The 20,609-nt window shown below is 49.6% G+C and carries 8 protein-coding genes; all 8 read left to right on the top strand.

From position 1 onward, the window contains the following. Window positions 1-15: 15 nt before the first annotated feature. Window positions 16-13,707, top strand: a complete 13,692-nt coding sequence (locus tag DXA97_RS12420) for a hypothetical protein (protein WP_118720395.1) — start codon at window positions 16-18, stop codon at window positions 13,705-13,707. A gap of 5 nt (window positions 13,708-13,712) precedes the next feature. Beyond that, window positions 13,713-14,888, top strand: coding sequence for an ABC transporter substrate-binding protein (locus tag DXA97_RS12415; protein ID WP_118720393.1), 1,176 nt, complete (start codon window positions 13,713-13,715; stop codon window positions 14,886-14,888). A 44-nt stretch (window positions 14,889-14,932) separates the two neighbouring features. Further along, window positions 14,933-15,421 (top strand): hypothetical protein, encoded by a 489-nt coding sequence (locus tag DXA97_RS12410; protein ID WP_118720391.1) that lies wholly within the window; start codon window positions 14,933-14,935, stop codon window positions 15,419-15,421. 108 nt (window positions 15,422-15,529) lie between these two features. Further along, entirely contained in the window at window positions 15,530-16,336 is an 807-nt protein-coding gene (locus DXA97_RS12405) for a class B sortase (protein ID WP_177291737.1), read from the top strand. A 38-nt stretch (window positions 16,337-16,374) separates the two neighbouring features. Continuing rightward, window positions 16,375-18,426 carry a bifunctional diguanylate cyclase/phosphodiesterase gene (locus DXA97_RS12400; protein ID WP_118720387.1) on the top strand — a complete coding sequence of 684 codons (2,052 nt, stop codon included), beginning with the start codon at window positions 16,375-16,377 and terminating at the stop codon, window positions 18,424-18,426. 206 nt (window positions 18,427-18,632) lie between these two features. Next, window positions 18,633-19,106 carry an MATE family efflux transporter gene (locus DXA97_RS22245; RefSeq protein WP_347561594.1) on the top strand — a complete coding sequence of 158 codons (474 nt, stop codon included), beginning with the start codon at window positions 18,633-18,635 and terminating at the stop codon, window positions 19,104-19,106. Beyond that, window positions 19,045-19,701 carry an MATE family efflux transporter gene (locus DXA97_RS22240; protein ID WP_347561597.1) on the top strand — a complete coding sequence of 219 codons (657 nt, stop codon included), beginning with the start codon at window positions 19,045-19,047 and terminating at the stop codon, window positions 19,699-19,701. Before DXA97_RS22245 ends, DXA97_RS22240 begins: the two co-directional genes overlap by 62 nt. A 235-nt stretch (window positions 19,702-19,936) precedes the next feature. Next, window positions 19,937-20,599 (top strand): hypothetical protein, encoded by a 663-nt coding sequence (locus tag DXA97_RS12390; RefSeq protein ID WP_118720385.1) that lies wholly within the window; start codon window positions 19,937-19,939, stop codon window positions 20,597-20,599. Window positions 20,600-20,609 lie beyond the last annotated feature (10 nt).

Raw genomic sequence — 20,609 nt, 5'->3', positions numbered from 1 at the left:
GACCGGACTGCAGTGATGTATATACAGTTCCGGGGTGATCTGAATGAGGATGGGGAACTTAAGGATTCGATTAAGAATTCGAAGTTGCTGGATGTTGCATATGATCCGGATTATCCGGCTAAAGACCGCTATGCGAAGGATGGATACCGGAAGGTATATTCCGCAGAAGAGATAAAAGCCTTAGGTGGACATGATTCGGAGCTTGAACAGGGAGAGGAGTGGTATTACTGGCATACACCAGATGACGATTATCCAGATGGCCGTTATCGTCCGGTTGATCCGAGAGAGATTGCGCGCTTGCGTCTGGAGTACATCGGACTGAATGCCGTGGACAAAGCAACAGGAGATTATCTGACAGTTCCGGTTGTTAAGCTTTATGGAAGCAGCTGTTGGGCAGACATTAAGAAGAATGTCGTTCCGAAGGATTACGGGTATAACTACACGGTAGATGTTACCCAGGAGTGGTACCGTGACGCTTCCGCAGAGGATAACTATACGACGATTGGAACCGGAAAAGCCACCAGCAGCAACTGGGGCAAACCTGCCAAAGACTTTGAGAAGGATTACCAGAACGAAACCGGTGTTAAGGCTTCTGTATCGGATGCAGCTGATTCCACATCAACCGCAATCGAGAAAGATACCTACCGTTTTGGTATTGGTACAATGGTAATGGCCAATGTACTGCGCCGCATGCCGCAGATCAGCATGAAGGCAGAAACCTTTGCTGCAGAAGGTGATCTGACAAATGAGACCGCGAAACCGATCTATTCCTACCGTCCAAATCAGGATCTCTGGAATAAGGTTACCATAGAAAATGTACAGAATACGTTGTTTACAACTAATCCGGGGTATTATTTGGAGAATACGACGTCTAGCGGAACGCTAAAGCCGGAGTATACAGGAACTGCGAAAGTAGACAATCCGTATACCTGGAGTCGAGATCCTAACAACTACTCAGTCAGCAGCAGTAGTATTAAAAAGGAACATGTACTGGGTACCGGTCCGGTATATCAGCCGACAGTCATTGATAAGGTACCGGCAAGTTACCTTACCCTTCCAGCTGAACTGGTTCCGGTAGATCCAGAGACTGGAGAGCGGATTCCGATTGGTTCAGATCCGATTACCCTTGACTGGAACAAAGTGAAGAAAGCGGTTACTGTCAAGTGGTATCTGGCTGATGGTAAGACCCTGAAGACGGGGTATGAAGATCCGGTAGTAACCGTTTACCGGTTACGGGCACAGGATGTTGGTGGTATGGAGGCATTTGACCGCAATACCATGAGCCAGGTTGCAGGAGAGATTGCCCCGAATAATACTACAGGCAGTACCAGAGCATATGATACCGATTACTATGTTTATACCTACACCTTTGCCAGCAAAGATCTTACCTCTGCGTTGGAACGCGGAGAGAAGATTGAGATCAGCTACAAGACCAGGGCGAATGAGAAGGAACTTCCGGTTACGACCTTTAAGGATTCGGATGAAAACGGAAAGATCATGTATCTGCCACGGATTGGTGAGTATAACTATCAACAGTATGCTATAAACAGCTCGGAGAATCCAAGGGGACCTTACATCAGTAGTACGGGAACGCAGGTAATGGATATGAACCTGCTGCTTCATGATGTTGGATTTACTGGAAAGCGGGATGGCATGAGCCGGTGCTATATTCCAGTATTGGATGAGGCAGGAAATGTAACTTCCTATGTTCCGAAGCAGACTGTGACAACCGATGAGACGGGAGCGGAGCAGAAGACTGATCGGCTCTATTGGGATGATACAAAACAGCCGCGGTATGAATTCCTGGATCGGAGCACGGTACAAATCCCTGGAAATAAGGCGATTTCAAATAATAATTCAGGATCTCTTGGAGACCATGGGGTTTCCGGACGATTCTTTGACTTTGACATGCAGACAGGTCAGCGTCAGAGTGTTGTGGTGGACGCAGAAACGCCTGCGGCTGCAAGTGCAGAGCAGACTCAGGAACTCAGGTATTGGAGATTAATCTCATCTAATACTCATCATGATTGTGACTGGTACAGCCTGTTGATGAATGCCCGTACCTATCAGCTGACAAAGGCACAGACGAATGACCCAACAAAAGATCCTAAGCAGGATTATGCAAATTATGTGGATCGAGGCATTGAAAAATGGGCGAACGACATAGCGGATGAAAAAAATGAAACGGATCCGGATTGGGCAGAAAACATTCTCTGGGCCGAGGATAGTCTCCATCTGCAGATGGCATGGCTGGCCGGATACGCAAACCTGATGACCGACCGGTATTATGCCGGAGATATCAATGGGGAGAATGACCAGATTGAGGCGAAAGAATACACCAGTGGTTATAGCCGTTTCCTGTATGCAGATCCGAATCTTCGTGTGTACACACCGGCTATGCAGTATGGCGATAAATTTCAGACACGCCTGACCGCAATCAACTATGGTGACTGGCCGTTAGATGGTGTAACCTTTACCTATGTATATCCGCTTGGCACCATGCCGGAGCTGGATGATGATGATAACCCGGTGATTCGCGATGCGCAGTATGGTGGCGCATTGGGAGATACGGATACGGCAACTGTTGGAAGCATACAGCTGCAGACTTCTGCAATCATTCTGCAGCGGCCAGACAAAGATGGTAGTCCGGTAAAGAAGCTAGATAAAGATGGTCATACGGCAGAACTGTACAAGGCACCGAAGATTGCCAAGGATCCGGTTCTCGCGGATGATTATGATTCTGGTATAGAAGAGACGGATTCGTACTACAGCGATGAAGATGTGCCGTGGGTAGTGCAGGTTCAGGTGAAAAATCCGCTGAAACAGTGGTGGGGAAGAAATCTGACTGAGCCCAGTACGGAAAAACAGTACCAGATTACGGTAGACCTCTCCGGCGTGGTATATGGACAGCCGGATCAGGAAAAATACTATGATATGGTCTATGTGGCTCCGTGGACGGAAGAGGATGGAACGCAGAATCAGAATGCGCTGTATTGCCAGATCTACGATGAGAGCTATCGAAGCGGTGATATGCTCCCGGGTATGGCGAACAATAGTTATACATCCTGGCTGCCGAAAAACAATTACCAGCAGATCTATGGTATGGATAAATTCTATAAGTACAAAGGATATTATACTTATAGTCCGTATTCGAGCTATATATCTACTAGCAATCCTCGTGTATACGCACCATTTACTCCGTATTTCACTGGAAGAAACTGGTTCAGTTCCACTTATGAAAAAGCGCAGACCACAGAGAAAATCCCAAAGAAACTGGACAGCCATACAGCGTTTACAGACTACTGGGATGGCGCAAGCCACTATGCAGTCAGCGGAAGCCAGGCAAGACTCTTAAAGCCGGTAGTACGCCACTGGAGTGAAGTAGCCGATGGCACCATACCGATTCAGAACCAGACAAAATTCGATGAGTTTTATCAGGAACTGGAGACCCCGTTTACCATCAGCCTGTTTGCGGAAAACCAGTCTGTGATGAATAATTTGAAGCTGGGCTATCGTTATAGCAGTATTGATGGTAAACTTCAGGAAAGTGCAAAGACGCTACATTATCTGCCGTATGATGAACTGTCAGGAACAGGATCAGGAAAAGTTCTGAAATATACATATCCGTTTATTTCATATAACAACAATTATGGATATGTGCCAGATTATGATGATCTGAATGGTGGTTATATTCAGACGTATGATACAGAGAAGGGCATTTATCAGAATCCGGCCAATCTTGCGGATATCAATAAGGCAAAAGTGCAGGATGGCGCAGCTTATCCGGTGCCAACTCTTTCTGTATTACTGCCGGAGGGTATTGTACCGGTAGATGAAGACGGAAAGCCGTGGCCGAAGAATCCGCAGTCCGAGCAGAGCTGGAGCAATTCTGATCCTGACTTTATGGTTCGGGTACGGAATGTAAGCACCCTGCAGGATAAGAATGGAATACCGTCAGCTGACGCAAATCAGACAATCTCCGATCCAACGGTATCCCGTAAGAATTACCGTGCTGAAGTGGAGTACATTGCAGAAGCAAAACGCTACATGGTACGCCTGGTTCCGAAGGAAGGCGTGGCTGTGGTAAACTCTGACTCCTATGATCCGCTCACGAATCCGCAGGATTCAAAGGATATGAATAAGGTTCTGAATGCACCGAAGCTTGCATGGAACAAAAATATCCAGATGGATGTGCGGGTGATGGCTGTGGAGATGCCGGATGCAGAGGTAACAGCTTCGAATGATCATGATCAGAGCATCGCCTATGCAAAGGAGAATGAGCCGGAGAGCAATATTCTTCTTCGCAGATGGCAGCAGAGCCGCAGCTTTGCTTCGGCCTGGATCGACGGATTCAAGTTCCTGACCGATGACCGGAATGACAACGAAAAGGGAGATTCTGTTTTCCATGAAGTGGGCAATCCGTTCAGCGTAGGACAGGAGTATAGTGGTTATTACATGGATCATGTGAACTGTGGAACAGGTGAGCGGTTTGGTTATCCAGAGAGTTACAGTTATAGGGATTATGATCATAGGAATAGTTACCACATCTTCCGTGATACCAGACTGGACAGCACTGGACCGGATGGCAGAATCAAAGACCGCACGCTGCTTGGTGACATGGAGCGTGGCAAGGAATCAGACACCTCTTCCTTTGTTGATGTGGAGGACTATTCTGGTAATAATATTAAGGAACAGTCCGACCTGGAAAAGGAAGGTTTTCTGACCGCGCGGGTAATCAACGGTGGCCATGGATTGAGAAAACCGGTTCCAGTTCTGTATCAGGATCTGGATGTAAACGGAAACAAACAGCCTGGCATGCAGGAGGATGGAAAGACCGTAGGCGGCGCATTTGTGGAAAACACAATGAAGATCTACGTGAAGAATCCGAACATCATGCTGGACAAGAGGGTTGCTCTGGACATGGAATCTTCAGGTACAGGTGATAATGATGGCTGGCCGGATTATCAGGGTCGCAGCCTTCCGAATCAGGATGGCACAGGATATGAATCTGACTACGATGACTATGCTGAGAATCCGAACCTTATAATTGGAGAGGATAGCGTGGAAGATGCAGCCGGCAATGGTCTGGATCAGAATGGTATCGGATATGGAAGCCGTCTGTGGTACACGATCACCGTACTGAACAAGCCTTCCGATTCACCGATGCAGAAAGAAAACGACAGCAGCAATCCGGATGCCGGAGGTCAGAGTGCGCAGAACAGCCGTCTCGACAACCAGAAGAACTATGCTAAGAACGAGTATCTGACGGATGAAAATGGAAACCGGAGAGTTCTGGACGATCTGACAGATCCGACGGATACGAATGGAAAGCCGCTAGAGCCAGAAAAAGTGTTGCTTAACAGCAGCAATGTGGCCTTAAAGGTGCATCGTTCGAATCCGGATGACGAGGAGGATGCTGCGAAATTAACCCAGTATGAAGAATCTCTCCGTCTGAGACGCAAGAAGCTCTCAGAGAGCGGACATGTTGCGCATGGTGCTTTCGTATTCTCGGATTACCTGCCGTGGACATTGACCTACGACTCGGATGAGAACTTAAGCGGTATCCGAATCCAGACCTATGATGAGTTTGGAAAGGGAGACAGGCTTCTGACAGCAGAACAGGCGAAGAAAGAGGGATGGACGATCTACGATGAGACACCAGGAGATATCACAGATGACAAGGTTGAGCATGGTTTCGTCCGGATCACGGTAATTCCTCCGGCTGTCCTGACAACACAGGAAGCCGTGGAGAATTCGGATCAGCCTTTCGCAGAAAATGAGGGAGATGCCTACAAGAGCATTGTAGATGGCAACCGCCCGTCCGGTTACCTGGCAAGCGGTCAGAAATTTGCAGTAAAGATCCGCACCAAGGTAGTAAATATTCCGTCAGTAGGAGACCCGGAAGCGGCAGACAGCCTTTATGATGAGAATGGACGCAGTAAGGAAATTTTCTACAACCGCGCGTTTGTAAACCTGGAGAAGCTGGATGGTCATTATGATCTTCCGGATCAGGGAATCCTGGTGAAACCGGAGAACAGCTCCAGTCAGGAAGGCTGGTTTGGAAATCAGAATGAAGACAGTATTTCGTACTATAGCGGTACGGATACCTACAGTCAGGATGGTTCCAGTCCGGTAGAGAAAACAACTGTGCGGGATGGAGCAGAGCTTCCTGCTTCGAAATTCATCAACCCGGCATCGAACAGCAGTCTGAACCTGCAGACGAACAATAAGCTGAGCATTGAAACCCGCGCTGGTGAGGATAAGAGCTATAACCAGAGAAATACAGAAGGTCATAAAGACCGTTATGCCTTTGATACGGCAGCAGGTTTCCGCGTGGTAAGCCCGATGGGATACGCGAGGGTAACAACAAGCCGTCCGGTAGAGATGCGAAGCGGATCACCGACAGATCCGGCTTACAAGTCTGTAGATGACATCAACATGTATATGGCAGAGACCAGCCTCCTGCGTGGTACAGTCGGAGCACTCTATACAGTCTCCAACCTGCCGTTGTACGGCAGAGGACTGAACGAGGACAGCCCGGATATATCAGCAGCAAACTTAAGCGAGTATTCTTCCGCTTATAAGGTAACCACAACGGTGAAATCTGTGAAGCCTGGTGTATGGTCGATTCCGGATAAGGGACTTCCGGACATTGGCATTGCTTCGAAAGATTATGTAGATGAACTGGAGAAAAATCTGACCGTAAGCCTGTATTATACTTCCAGAACGAAAACTGGAGATTACCGTCAGGAGATTACCGATGGCTTTGATTTGGGTAACTCCATGTGGGAACCGCTGCTTGATATCAATGGTGATGCAATTAGTTATTCTTTGGCAAAACTCAAGGGAAGCGATGCACAGAAAAATGGTGTCGAAATATTACCTAAGATTCAGAAGGATATTAACCAGATCATGTGGGTTATTTCCGGTGGTAATAATGAGGAAGTCATGGAGAAGTATCCGATCCCCGCGGGCTTCCGACTGGATGTCGATACGGATTACAGAAAGGCTGGAAAGCAGGATGCCCATACGGTTGAGAATCTGGCAGATGGGTCTGTAAATGGATATTATCCGAGACATGAAGTTTCGTTTGCAACCTCATCGAATGCAGATGATATGCAGACAGATGGTGGTCTGATCTGTATGAACCTTGATGTTGCGAATGACAACAATATGCAGCTTCGAACCAGCACGTATACGGCTAACTATACAACCGCATACATTAAGTATGGAAGGGGACGATACAGCAAATTATACAGCAATGATTACAGGCACTATGGAACCAGCGATAAACCAGGAAAGAGTTATGCGGAGGTATACAGTCGTTCTGGTATGATCCTGACGCAGTATAAGCCATACGCAGAACTGAAACTGGATGGCCGTTACTTCAAGGAGAATAGTAAAGACGGCAAGGTACAGAACCGGTACTTTGCATGGTCTAACGAACTGAATGTAACGTCAACCAGTAATCTGGTTGGCTTTACGGTAACGCTGGACAACATTGATCAGGATCGTTTGAGAGACTACGGAGATCCGGATGCGGAGCAGAAGGAAGATAACTTCATGAACCCGACCATTGTGGTGAAGGTTCCGAAGGTATTACTGATTGATTCCAAGAACTTCTCGTATGTGCCGTATGACGAGGTTGAAAAGGATTCCACAAATCCGCTGAATCCGGCCTTCACGAGAAAACAGAACTCCTATGGTGAAAATGAGCCGTTGTACTGGACTTACCGTGTTGTTCACAGGGAGTACGACGCAGATGGAAATGTCATTAAGGAAGAGCAGCCGCAGCAGTACACAGATGCGGATCTGAAGAATTCCGGTGTTGGCTATCAGCCGTGCAGTACGGATTCCAGTGATGAATTCCTGCTGAAGTTCTTCTTTACCGGTACCTTAAAGCCGGGTGATACGATTGTGATTGATTATCTGGCCAGAAGCCGTGTATCGGATGCGTCCGACCCGCTTACCCGCGATAAGGAAACCAATGCCTACGCAACCGACCAGGTAGGTAACCCGCAGTGGGTAAAATGGAAGAGCGATGACCCGGAGGAAACTGGTATTCACAGAGTCAGTGATGGTAAAGACTATGATAACGATAGCAACACCTCTGACATGCTGCTGATGGTAAGAAATGATGTGATTGGTTTCGAGATAGAGGGCAAGTACCCACGAATGAAACTGGTCAGCACCGTGCTGGATCCGGATGAAGAATTATCGTCTAAGAGTATTCCGGTTCCGGTTCTGGAAGGTGAGAACTATGACTACAGCCTGTTGTTGATCAACTCCGCAAAATACAGCATTGCAGAGCCGGATACTTCATTAAAGCTGGAGCCGATCCTGTATGATGTGCTTCCGTATCCGGAAGATGAACGTATTATTTCATCGAACGGAAAGTCAGTTAGTCGAAGTTCCATGTGGAATCCGTGGATGCTTCCGGAAAAAGAAAACTTTACGCTGACCATGAAAACAACGGCAGATGAGCAGATCAGACGTGTGACGGACAAAGGCATTAAGGCTAATTCGGATGGAAGCTACAATATTCCGGATGAGGAGTATCAGATCTGGGTCGGACCGGTTGTGGTAGACCGGTCTCAGGATGGAGATCCGAATGAGATAGGACTTCTGGATGTTTCGGATGCAGACAGTATTCAGGCAGGCGGTATCAACAATCTGTTCCCGCTGAATCTTCGCGGTGACATAAATGATTTTTATAACAACCTGTATCAGCAGCTTGCGGTATCCGCTTACGGAACTGACAGGCCGAATAACAAGATCAATTATGATACAAAGGGTAACCGGATTCAGGACAACCACATTACGCTGGAAGAGCTGGATGCATATCGGAAGGCACATCCGGAACATTATGAGGAACTTCGCAAATCCCTGCGGGATATTGCGGTAACCTTTAAGAAATGGGATGATACGAGTGAGTATAAGATGTATGCAACCACTTCATTTATCCTGAAGTATCGGGTGGAGACACCGCTGAACCTTCCGGTTTACATTGCCGCAAAGGATGAGATAAAGCAGGCATCTATATCAGAAAGAGTTCAGCAATACAAGGCAGCAAACAGCTTTGTTGGAACAACCGATGGTGATAAACCGCAGGAGTCTGGTAATGCGATCACTTATGTATTCAATCCGGAAGACCGGGGCGAGATTGGTGATTATGTATGGCTGGACGACAACGCGAACGGAAAGCAGGATGAGATCGAGTATGCTGTACCGGAAGGCACAGCAGAAACCGGATTCTCCAGACTGCTGCCAAAGCGGAAAGCGGCACGGAAAGATGCAGACACAGGCAATCTGGTTTACGATCCGGATTGGGGTGACGGACTTCCGGATCCTGGTATCAATGGAGTTAAGGTAGAGCTTCTGGATGAAAATGGTCTGCCGTGTAACTACAACGGTGAGGCTGTTGGCGAGAAGCGTGCCGATGGAAAGTACCCGAGATTGAATCCGGATGGAAAACCGATGTATGATGCATCTACGGGAGAAGTCCTTTCCGGTTATGGTCCGCTTAGCACCGTGACAAAGTCCGATTACTATGGCAACCAGGGTTACTACATATTCCCGAATCTGTTGCCAGGCAATTACCGCTTACGTTTCACCATGCCGGAGGAGTACAATGATTACGGTCTTACCACATGGGAGATTGGAAAGAAAGCCGATGCGTCCGTAGGCATGCAGGTGCTGACACCGGATGATCATTTCGATGGCTTTGGTGCGGCAGGTACCGGTCAGTTTGACGCGAAGACCCTGACCTTCCTTACCTCGGATGTCATCCATGTAGAGGCTTCCGACACAGATGAAGAGCGGGTATCCTACGATATTGGCGTAGGACTTCCGGTTGTATACGGAGGAACCGTATGGATTGACGAGAATGTGAATGGTATTTACGACTCTGCAGAGGGCGATGACCAGGAGCATGGTTTTGTTGATTACGAGTACGGTGAGACAAATCCGAGAGCCGCTCAGGTAGTTGCAGTCCTGAAAGGCCAGGAGAAAGACGCGTCTGGCGCTCTGCTTCCGGCTCTGGACATGAGAGGCAAGCCGATGATGACGTATACACAGCTGCCGAAGCCGTCAGATCCGGATACGCCAGATACACAGGCAAGAGTTTCTGAGGATCTGAAGACTGGTGAGTATGTATTCCCGTATATGTATCCGGATAAAGAGTATGTATTCTACGTGCTTCTGCCGACAGGAACCGGTGGAAAGACGCTCTACAGACTGACGCAGTCTCTTTACTCAGATCCGCTGAAGTACGACTATGATAATGACGGAAAGCAGGATGGATCTACGAATGCGTTCAAGACTGTAGCTCCGAAAGATGCTTCCGGTAATCCGTTGTACATCACAGATGAAACGACAGGCTTTGTTCTTCGCAGACAGCCGCAGATGCAGATTGGTTTCGGCGTCATGCGGGCGGATACCAGTGTCATGACCGGTGTGATCTGGGATGACTCCTCGGATGTGCAGAAGCTTCCGGATGGAAGCAGCGCTCCATATGACGGAATCCACAGAGATGGCTACCAGGGCGTAAAAGATGTAACAGTAAATCTGTACGCTTATGGCTGGGCCGGTGAGGAGTTGGGCTGGAGAGCATTGGAAAAAGATGAGGAATCTGGCGAACTGAAGTTTGTTGAGCAGATCGCATCTATCGACGCGACGGCAACGCCAAGTGATGCAGTGCCTGTTGGATCAGTACAAACCACAGAGAACGGAAGCTGGCAGTTTAAGCTGCCGACATTGCAGGATATGGGTAAAGCTTATCTGGTCGGTTACCGGGTAGGTGTTCCGAAGCTGCCGGCTGGTTATACGCCTACATCGCTTCACAGTGCAGCTGGTGATTACCAGACAGACAGTGATCTGGCTGGCAATACCTGGATGTACCGGAGAGGCAAATCAAAGATGGATGGCACGCCTGGCGGAAGCAGCACTGCGGTAATTGATCCGGATCATGCAGAGTTCCACTACAAAGATGCGCTTGAACCGAGTATCTATCTGCCGTATGATGAGTGTGGCACAGATGAATCCGGATCAGTTGCAGGAATGAATCCGGTCAGCCTTGCCGGAACATGGTATGACGCCAATATGGTTCATTCCATTGAAGCGGTTGATGCCGGATTGATCCCATACGCGAAGGGAACGGTTCATGGTGTAGTCTGGAATGATGTTGGCAAGGAACTGGGAAGACTGACATACAATGGTCTTCGTGACGACGGCGAGGAACGCATTGCAGAGATTCCGGTTCTGCTGCAGTACAGAAAGAATGATGGATTCCTGAATGTATATCAGTTTGATCTGGCTCATTATCATCTTGATCTGGCAGCCCTGGGTCTGACAGAGAATGATCTGTGGAGCAGTGGATCTTACCTGTTCCCGATGAGCCTGAGAGCGGAGGAAATCCTTCAGGCAGAGGCGAAGAAAGATGTAGAGCGGAGAGATGAAAAGCTTCGCGAAGCAGAGCAGCTGCAGGAAAAGCAGGTTTCCGTTCTGGAGCAGCTGGCTTCCAAAGAGTCAGAGCGCAGCCAGAAGCAGAGCCAGAAGGCAGAAAACACGAGTCTGATGGCTGAATTGCAGGAGGCAGCGGATGCAGCTGAACTGAAACAGTCAGCAGCTTCTGCGGAAGCAGAAAAACAGCATCAGAACAAGCTGAATGCGGATGCTGAGATCAAAACCGTAAAGGATGCGATCACAGCAGCAGAAGAGTCCGGTGATCAGGAAGAGTTAGATCGTCTGAATGAGCAGCTGGAAGCACTTCAGAATGACAGTGCACACTATCAGGAGCTCTACGATCAGGCGAATGCAGAAGAGTATAAGTATCGTCGCCAGAAAGAAGCTTATACCAGTCAGGTAACAGCTAAGGAGAAAGAGAACAATGTCCTGACACGGGAGATCAACGTTCTGGATCGAAGCATCACAGATCTGGAGAACCAGAGTGCAGACCTTACGGACAAGATTGCTGCAGCGAAAGCCGCAGCCGGTGATTCCTACATCAGCATTGCGATGGTTAAGACCAATGTGAACGGGGAGTATGTCTTTGACAATCTGCCGATGTTCGATGAGCGCGAGCCGATCATGCTTGCAAGTGGCAAGGTGGAAGACGAACCGGTTCCGTTTGAATATCGTATCCTGGTGGATAAATCCAGCCAGTCTGCGAATGGAGACGAGGTTGAGTTTACGACCTTCCATGTTTCCAACGATGATCCGAAGAAGAAGGATATCAACTCGGATGTTCAGGTACTTTCTGAGGATGATTACACAGGCGAGAACCTGAGTGCACGCCTCGGAATCGACCGGAGTGATCTTGGTGTTTCCGACAGCTTCCGCTTCATGCAGCGTGATGAGAATCTGGTCAACAGCTACGATGGCCACTTCCACGTGCGCATGGATCAGGATGAGCCGGAAGAGATCCGGGAGATGCGGACCGCACAGATGGATGCCGGACTGCTTCTTATCCGGAACCAGATTGTGATCGGTGGTTACGTCTGGAACGATGCGGACCGTGACGGTAAGCAGGATGCTTCCGAACAGGCAGTTCCTGGAGCAACCGTAATTCTGTACCGGTATAATCCGGACGCAGACGAAGCCTACTACACATATGAAGTGGTAGATGATGCACCGCTGGCATCGCCTTCTAAGGCATCGCCGTCGATTGCGACATCCTCCGATCAGAAGAGTGATCTGAAGAACACCGGAAACGCATGGATCGATAAAGACCGTGAGGCTGGCAGCGATGTCACACTCGCAGGTAAGAAGAAGATCCGCATCACCGGTATTCAGACCCGCGGTGCATGGCAGATTTACAAGGATGGCACGAATATGGTGACCACAGGATCCGATGGACGGTATGAATTTACCGTACCGGCGGTGAACAAGAAGGCCACGAATCCGGAAGACCGTCTCTACCGTTACCGTGTAAAAATCATTCAGCCGAATGGACAGGAAACCATGATCTGGTCTGATCTCCAGACCAACAATAAGCGCGAAGACAGTGATATTGTTCCGTCGAATGCGTTTATGGATCTGCGTGTGGATCGTCTGGACAAGATGTTTGGCAACCAGTTAAAGAATAATCTGACTGGCGACAGCAACCTGATCTCCGGACGGATCCCGAAGGGAACCGAACTGGAAATCCCTGGTATCTATGATCCGGGCAACCGGAACAAAGATCTGTTATCCGGACTTGGCGATGTCAATGGTATGGTAGATGAAAACAGCTGCTACCGGATCGGTATTTCTTCCGAGTTTAACATTTACGAGGAGCCTGCAGTGCAGAACTTCGCGAGAGCTGTAAGAAGCCTTGCGAAAGCCAATGTATCCTCCGACTGGATGCCGAATCTGTGCTACATCAAAGACGACCTGACGATGGATGCAGGTATGTTCGCTCAGGAGAAGCCGGTAATTCCGGATGAACCACAGCCGAACAGACCTGGTGGCCACGGCGGTCATGGTGGCGGCGGTCACGCGGCTGCGCAGCCGACCATGCCGACCATCGAACCGTTCCCGGAGGAGACAACGGGACCGGCAGAGGAGGAGAATCCTGGTCTCTTCGCAATTCCGAAGACGGGTGTATTCCCAATCGGTCTTGGCGCATTCTTCGTAGCTCTCATTTCCGGCGCTGTGATGTTCGCAACACGCCGCCGCAAGGAGGACGAGGAAGAAGAACATAAGGATAAGAAAAACGAGGACAAATAATAAGTATGAAGTTTTTCGGGAGCAAGAACACGGAGGCACGTGAGAAGCGTGCTTCCGGAAAATTCAGTAACAAAAGGGCTGTCGCTGCCACAGCGGCGGCCCTGCTCCTTGTTATAGGAGCGGTAGTTTATTTCAGCCGACCGCAGGTGTTCCTTGGCATCTTCGCGGATGATTCTGGTCTTGCGATGGTGCGGGAGGGAAGCGCGGATGGCATTCAGAAAGACGCGGCCCGTAAAAAGGAGCTGCACGTTCTGGTGAATGATGCCCTTGGCGTCACGAATCCTGCTTATGCACAGAATGAGGGAGACCGCATGATTTCAGCCATGATCTTTGAACCGCTGATGCGGATGGGAGGTGATGGTCATTTCAACAGTGTCCTGGCAAAATCCGTTTCGATGAGTGAGGACGGAACTTCCTGCCAGATTACCCTGGAGAACAAGATCCGTTTCAGTGACGGTACAGAGATGACGGCAGCGGATGTGGCATTTTCCATTGCAGCTATGTGTCTGACAGCCGAGGAGGATGGAGATAGCCTCTATTTAAACATTGAGGGACTCGAAGAATTCCGGAATGGTTCTGTGGAGATCCCGTCCGGCATTGAAGTGACGGACGCAAAGCACGTGACAGTGCATTTCGCGGTGCCTTCACCGGATAATGCCCTGATCGCGGAGTGCCAGATTCAGAAACGCCCGGAGAACATGGAAGATGGTATAGCCTTGGTGCTGCCGCAGATTTCCACTGCGGGCATTGGAACCGGTGCTTATGTGAAGGAAGAGGGGCAGACCGGCGGAAATATCCGTTTGACGGCTAGCGTGTATTATCATGAGAAAATCCGTGATATCAAAACTGTGGTATTTGTTCCGTATGGAACCTATGAGGTGGCAGATGCCATCAGCCGCAATGAAATTGATGTGGCTGTACTGAATGGAAGTGGTTCTGATTTTGATCCGTTCTACGATGCAAAACAGTTCATAATCTATGAAAAACCAATGGATTCTGTATTTTATCTGTCGGTGAACAGAGATTGCTCCTTGCTTCGCCGCACGGATGCCCGCAGGGCAGCGGCTCTTTCCATCGACCGGGATTCCCTGGCAGGAGGAGCGCTTTCACGGTATCTCATGCAGGCAGATGCCATGGCTGGGAGAATAGCAGCCTGGCCGGAGATGATCCGGCAGTTCTAGACCGGGATACGGCAAAGGAGCTGTTAAAGGGCGTAAAAGAGGAGATGAGCGATCCGTCCATGAAGCTGGTGCTGCCGGTTCTTGCCGACAGCGATATCCAGAAGGAGATTGCGAAGGAAGTGAAGGATGGCCTGAACCATACAGGCTTTTCTGTGGAGGTGAAGTCCTTGGAGCAGTCCGAGTATTTAAGGGAAGTCTATATGCTTGGCAATTACGACCTTTTGATTTCCAGCTCCGGTGACTGGCAGAAACCGTCAGCTTACAAGCGTCTGATGCAGAATAGTCAGGGGCTGAATACATCCACGGCCAATGAAGCGCTGCAGAGCAGTCTTCAGAGCCTTTCCCACGTATACGACTGGAAATCCCTGGAGAAGTCCTTAAAGGAGACCAACACGGTCATCAACCAGACCATGCCGGTGATTCCGGTGGCAAGACAGAAGGAATTTGTAGCGGTTTCTGCAGACCTGCAGGACTACAAGATGAGTCAGTATGACGCGTTCATCCACAATGTGTGGGAGATCCGCGTGAAGTAAAAAATTAAGACAGCCTGGAATGTCAGAATGAAACCAGGCGGCTGTTTGCACATTGCGGGAACCGCGGTGAGAAAACAGCCGCGAAAACGGGAAAGTGAGGGAGACAACATGAACGTACGCAGATGGATCAACCGGGTCAGCAAGGTGGTATTCTTTGGGGCCCTGGTGGTGGCGGCACTGGATTTTGCCTCCCTGTACCGTTTTGAATCCAACATTGATGAGGTATGGCAGACCGCCTACCGCACTGAAGTGCCACGGAAGGAGAGTGTGGCGAAGACTTCGGATTTTGATCTGGCTGCTTTGCAGGCCAAAAACCCGGACTGCATCGGTTATATCCGCATTCCGGACACGCCCTTAAGCTATCCGGTTATGCAGACAGAAAAAGACAATGGAATGTATTATTTGAAATATGATTTTGAACATAATCCTTACAGCAACGGAATGCCGTTTCTGGATATCCGCTGCGATATCAAAAAGCCATCCGATAACTTGATCGTGTATGCGCACAACACCAGGAACACCAAGATGTTCAGCACCCTTCGCTTTTACAAGGATGCGTCTTATTTTACGGAGCACCCGGATGTGATCTTTGACCATGCGGGAGGTGGAGGCAGGTATCATATATTTGCCGTATTGTTTACGAGCTTGAATGAAGAGGAGAACCGGAAGCTGTTCTCTTATATTGATAGAGATCCGGAAAAACCGGAGGGATGGGAAGCGTTTCTTACTTATTTGAAGAAGAACCGGCTGTATGACACGGGAGTGGATGTGGACAGTGGAGATGAGATTCTGATGCTGTCTACCTGCTACCGGCAGATTGAGCAGGGACGCGCGCTGGTATTCGCGCGAAAGGAACGGGCCGGTGAAGGCCAGGAAGTTTCACAGGAAGCAGGAGTACAGGAAGATACAAAATAAAAGAGAAGAGGCTGTGGCAGGCCGGGAAGAAGGATGACATGTTATTACAGGCAGGAGAAGTAGACTATCGGGAAACAGAATTATACATTGATGTGACGGAGAACCGGCTGTATGAGGTAATGGTAGAGGGAAAGGACAGCGAAGACCAGAAAAAGCAGCATTCCGGGATGGAGAAACAAGAAAATCCGGAGCGAGAAAACGGTGCTGATCCGCAGGAATGGCTGGAGGAGCATTTGTACCGCTACATCAGCCATGACCGCCACCGTGAGCGGACCAGAAAGCTTCTGGCGCGGGAAAATCTGGAGAAACGCTACCGGGATGGTCGGCATCTGTTACGGATTCAGTGTCATCTGGTGGTCGCGGAACGCCTGATTATTGTGGAGGTGATGGTATACCTGTTTCAGCGGACTCTGGAAACGCCGCTGGAGGCCCATATCTTTATCCGGGATGAGACCCGCCATTACATGGATGACATGATGAATAAGATCATTTACCAGAAGGAGTATAAGACAATGGGCATTGTGAATCTGGATCACGCCATGATCAATTTCCGTTCCTGTCATTTTTCGGAGACCAGTATTCCGGTGAAGAAGAACGTTCCGTATCAGGGAATCATTGACCAGATGTGCGCCACCCACATTCAGGCGAAAGAGCGGGACCGCTTTGTGGAGTGTACGGACCTGGCGGGATTGCGCTGTCGGCTGGAGCAGACCGGTCAGTATTCCTTCATCATCCACAATGTGAATCATGATGTGGAACGCTATATTTATTACTGGTTTGACAAAAGTGACAGCCGGATCATGTTTGTCATCGACGATATGACCAGGGAAATGCAGATTGATTCCCAGACCGGGCTTTTGAACCGGGATGGATTCTTAAACCGCACCGGGACGATCCTGATGCGCAACCCTGAGAACCGCTACGCCATCCTGTACTTTAATATCATGCGGTTTAAGGCCATTAATGACCTGTTTGGCTATGAGATGGGAGACCGGATCCTGAAAAAGAGCGTGGAGGTGCTGCAGAACAGTTTTTTAAAGCCAGTCATCATTGCCCGCATGGAGACGGATCATTTTGTGGCGCTGGTAAGAGAAGAACAGCTCGATTTAAAGCGGATGATGGAGGTTTTGCGTTTTACCTATAGGGAGAAGGAGACGCACATCAATGTGCAGTGCCACTGCGGCATTTATTATATCCCGGCAGATACAAAGATCAAGGTGTCGGAGATGTGTGACCGTGCCAAGCTGGCGAAAAATTACATTTCCAATCACTATGTGCAGCCCTATGCCATTTATCAGGACAGCATGAAGCAGGATTATGAGGAAGAGTGCCTGGTGATGATCAATCTGGACCAGGCCATGGAGCGTCATGAGTTCCAGGTTTATTACCAGCCGATTTACGAGGCTAAGACCGGAAAAATTGTGGCAGCAGAGGCGCTGGTGCGCTGGATTCCGGAGCCGGGCAGGATGGTATCGCCTGGGCGCTTTATCCCGATCCTGGAAAAGAGCGGACATATCACCCGGCTCGATTTCTTTGTGGCCGAGCAGGTGCTGACATTCCAGCGGGAGCGTTACCATGCGGGAAAGGCCGTGTATCCGGTATCGGTCAATCTGTCCCGCATGGATCTGATGGATGAACACATCATTCAGATGATCCGGAAAAATATACTCCAGACCGATCTGCCTGCGGACATGGTGCGTTATGAGGTGACAGAATCTGCCTACACGGACATTACGAAGATGGGAAGCCATTTCCTGGAGGAAATGCGGGAGCAGGGTGCCAAGATTCTCATCGATGATTTTGGAAGCGGAACCTCCTCCTTCAGCACCATGCGCGATTATTCCTTTAATGTGGTGAAGCTGGACATGGGCTTTATCCAGTCCATTGGCAAGGGCCGAAAGGAAGACAACATGGTTCTTTCCATCATCGAGATGGCCCACCGCATGGACATGAAGGTGGTAGCCGAAGGCGTAGAGACCGCAGAGCAGCTTGCGTTCTTAAGAGCTTGCGACTGCGATTATATCCAGGGATATTATTTCTCAAAGCCGCTGCCGCAGAAGGAGTATGCGCGGGTGCTGGATGAGGAATGATTTTCGGATAGTTCGCTCTTGACATTCCCTTTCACTTTGCTATAATAACAGTGCTCGTTCGGAGGGCAAATCATTCATAAGAAATGATAAGCCGTATAAGACGGCAGGCTGAGATGTCTGCATTCTTATACGGCTTTTTTGTTGCTTTCCATATCGCGGAAGCATCCGCGAATTGCATGAAATTCAAACATACGGAGGAACGTGAAATGAATCAGAAACACAGTCTTACGGAGGGAAATATCTTAAAGAGCCTTCTGACCTTTGCCATTCCGGTCTTATTCAGCCTTCTTCTGCAGGCGCTTTATGGCGGCGCGGATCTTCTGATTGTGGGACGGTTTGCGGATACGGTGGATGTGTCCGGTGTGGCGACAGGAAGCATGCTGCTTTCTACCGTGACGAATATTATTACCGGCCTGTCGATGGGAATTACCATTGCGGTGGCCGAGAAGATTGGATTAAAAAAGGAGAGGGATGCCGGAAAGGCCATTGCTTACCGTAGTCATTGCCTGCCTGATCAACATTGCAGGAGACCTTCTTCTGGTGGCCGGGTTTCATATGGGAGCCGCTGGTGCCGCAACAGCCACGGTGCTGGCCCAGGCGGTCAGCGTGATCATTTCCATGGCCATGATCTGCCGGAGAACACTGCCCTTTGCCTTTCAGCGGGGAGATATCCACTTTGACCGGCAGCTGATCGGCAAGGAGTTAAAGCTTGGCATTCCGGTGGGACTTCAGGAGTTTCTGGTGGGAGCCTCCTTCCTGGTGATTCAGACCGTGGTCAATTCCTTCGGCGTGACAGCTTCTGCAGGTGTTGGCGTGGCCGAGAAAGTATGCGTGTTCATTATGCTGGTGCCGTCTGCCTATATGCAGTCCATGTCGGCCTTCGTGGCTCAGAATATGGGCGCGGGCAATCCGAAGCGTGCCGACCGGGCACTGTTATGCGGTGTTTCTACGGCTTTCTGTGTGGGCCTTATCATGTGCGTGTTGACCTTTTTCCATGGGGATCTCATGGCGGCCCTGTTCTCGTCCGATGCGGTGGTTATTGCGGCAGCCCACAGCTACTTAAAGGCCTACGCCATTGACTGCCTGCTGACCTCCTTCCTGTTTTGCTTCATCGGTTACTTCAATGGACGTGAGAAAACGCTGTTTGTCATGCTGCAGGGCCTGATTGGTGCCTTTGGTGTGCGAATCCCCATTGTATGGCTGGTGAGCGCATCCCGGGTGCCACACTGTTTCAGATCGGCCTTGGCACCCCGGCCTCCAGCCTGGTGCAGGTAACACTGTGCCTTGGAATGTTTTTCTGGATGCACAGGAAGAAGAACATCGGTACGCGGTAATAAATCCTTAAGAGAAACGTTCACAATAATCAATGGTAATTAAGATTCCTCTCTGGTATACTATGGGTGCGTGAAGGAAAGCAGTGTGATCCTGTAACCAAAACGATACGGCAGAAAACATGTGCCATGGCATATGTTCACGCCGAACCATGATTACAGACAAGGAGATAGAAAGTATGAGAAAAAATAATAAAACCATCACCGCCATTGGCATGGCAGCACTGATGACTGCAGCAGGGGTTCTGACCGCCATGGCGGCACAGTCCCCGACCATCGTAGCCGGAAGCGGCATGAGCCAGAGTGAGGCAGCAGGACCGGGCATGCAGAGTCCGGAGACGCAGGAGCAGGCACCCATCTGGGGCACTATCATCAGTGTGGATAATGAAAGCATCGACATGGACTGTCCGTCCGGCAATGTGTTTGAGGGCGAGGTCATTGTGAATATTTCCGGTGACACCCTGATCCTGGATGGCGAGAATGGTTATCCGGTTGAGGCAAAGGATCTTCAGGCAGGAGAGACGGTGTATGCTTATATCGGACCGGCCATGACCATGAGCCTTCCGCCGCAGACGAGCGGAGAAGTCATCATTGGCAAGATTCCGGCTGATATGAAAGCACCGGAATGCATCACCGCAAAATCTATGACGGAAAACGCGGATGGAAGCTGGACTCTTGTTTCTACAGCAGGCACCGAGTACGCGGTTTTTGCGGACTGCAGCATCATGCCGTATCTGACCAGACAGATCGTTTCCCTGGAAGATGTAGAGCAGGGCAGCAAACTGCTGGTGTGGAGTGATAGTGAGAACCAGGCGCAGAAGCTGGTGCTGTTTGCGAGATAATCAGGATCAT

The organism is Clostridium sp. OF09-36, from assembly GCF_003481985.1.
Lineage (GTDB): Bacteria > Bacillota > Clostridia > Lachnospirales > Lachnospiraceae > Brotaphodocola.
This window is presented reverse-complemented; position numbering and strand designations above follow the sequence as displayed.

Excerpts from the sequence above, each read along its gene's own strand:
- DXA97_RS12420 (WP_118720395.1), top strand. The coding sequence starts at position 16 with ATGTATATACAGTTCCGGGGTGATCTGAATGAGGATGGGGAACTTAAG.
- DXA97_RS12415 (WP_118720393.1), top strand. The coding sequence starts at position 13,713 with ATGAAGTTTTTCGGGAGCAAGAACACGGAGGCACGTGAGAAGCGTGCT.
- DXA97_RS12410 (WP_118720391.1), top strand. The coding sequence starts at position 14,933 with ATGAGCGATCCGTCCATGAAGCTGGTGCTGCCGGTTCTTGCCGACAGC.
- DXA97_RS12405 (WP_177291737.1), top strand. The coding sequence starts at position 15,530 with ATGAACGTACGCAGATGGATCAACCGGGTCAGCAAGGTGGTATTCTTT.
- DXA97_RS12400 (WP_118720387.1), top strand. The coding sequence starts at position 16,375 with ATGTTATTACAGGCAGGAGAAGTAGACTATCGGGAAACAGAATTATAC.
- DXA97_RS22245 (WP_347561594.1), top strand. The coding sequence starts at position 18,633 with ATGAATCAGAAACACAGTCTTACGGAGGGAAATATCTTAAAGAGCCTT.
- DXA97_RS22240 (WP_347561597.1), top strand. The coding sequence starts at position 19,045 with ATGGCCATGATCTGCCGGAGAACACTGCCCTTTGCCTTTCAGCGGGGA.
- DXA97_RS12390 (WP_118720385.1), top strand. The coding sequence starts at position 19,937 with ATGAGAAAAAATAATAAAACCATCACCGCCATTGGCATGGCAGCACTG.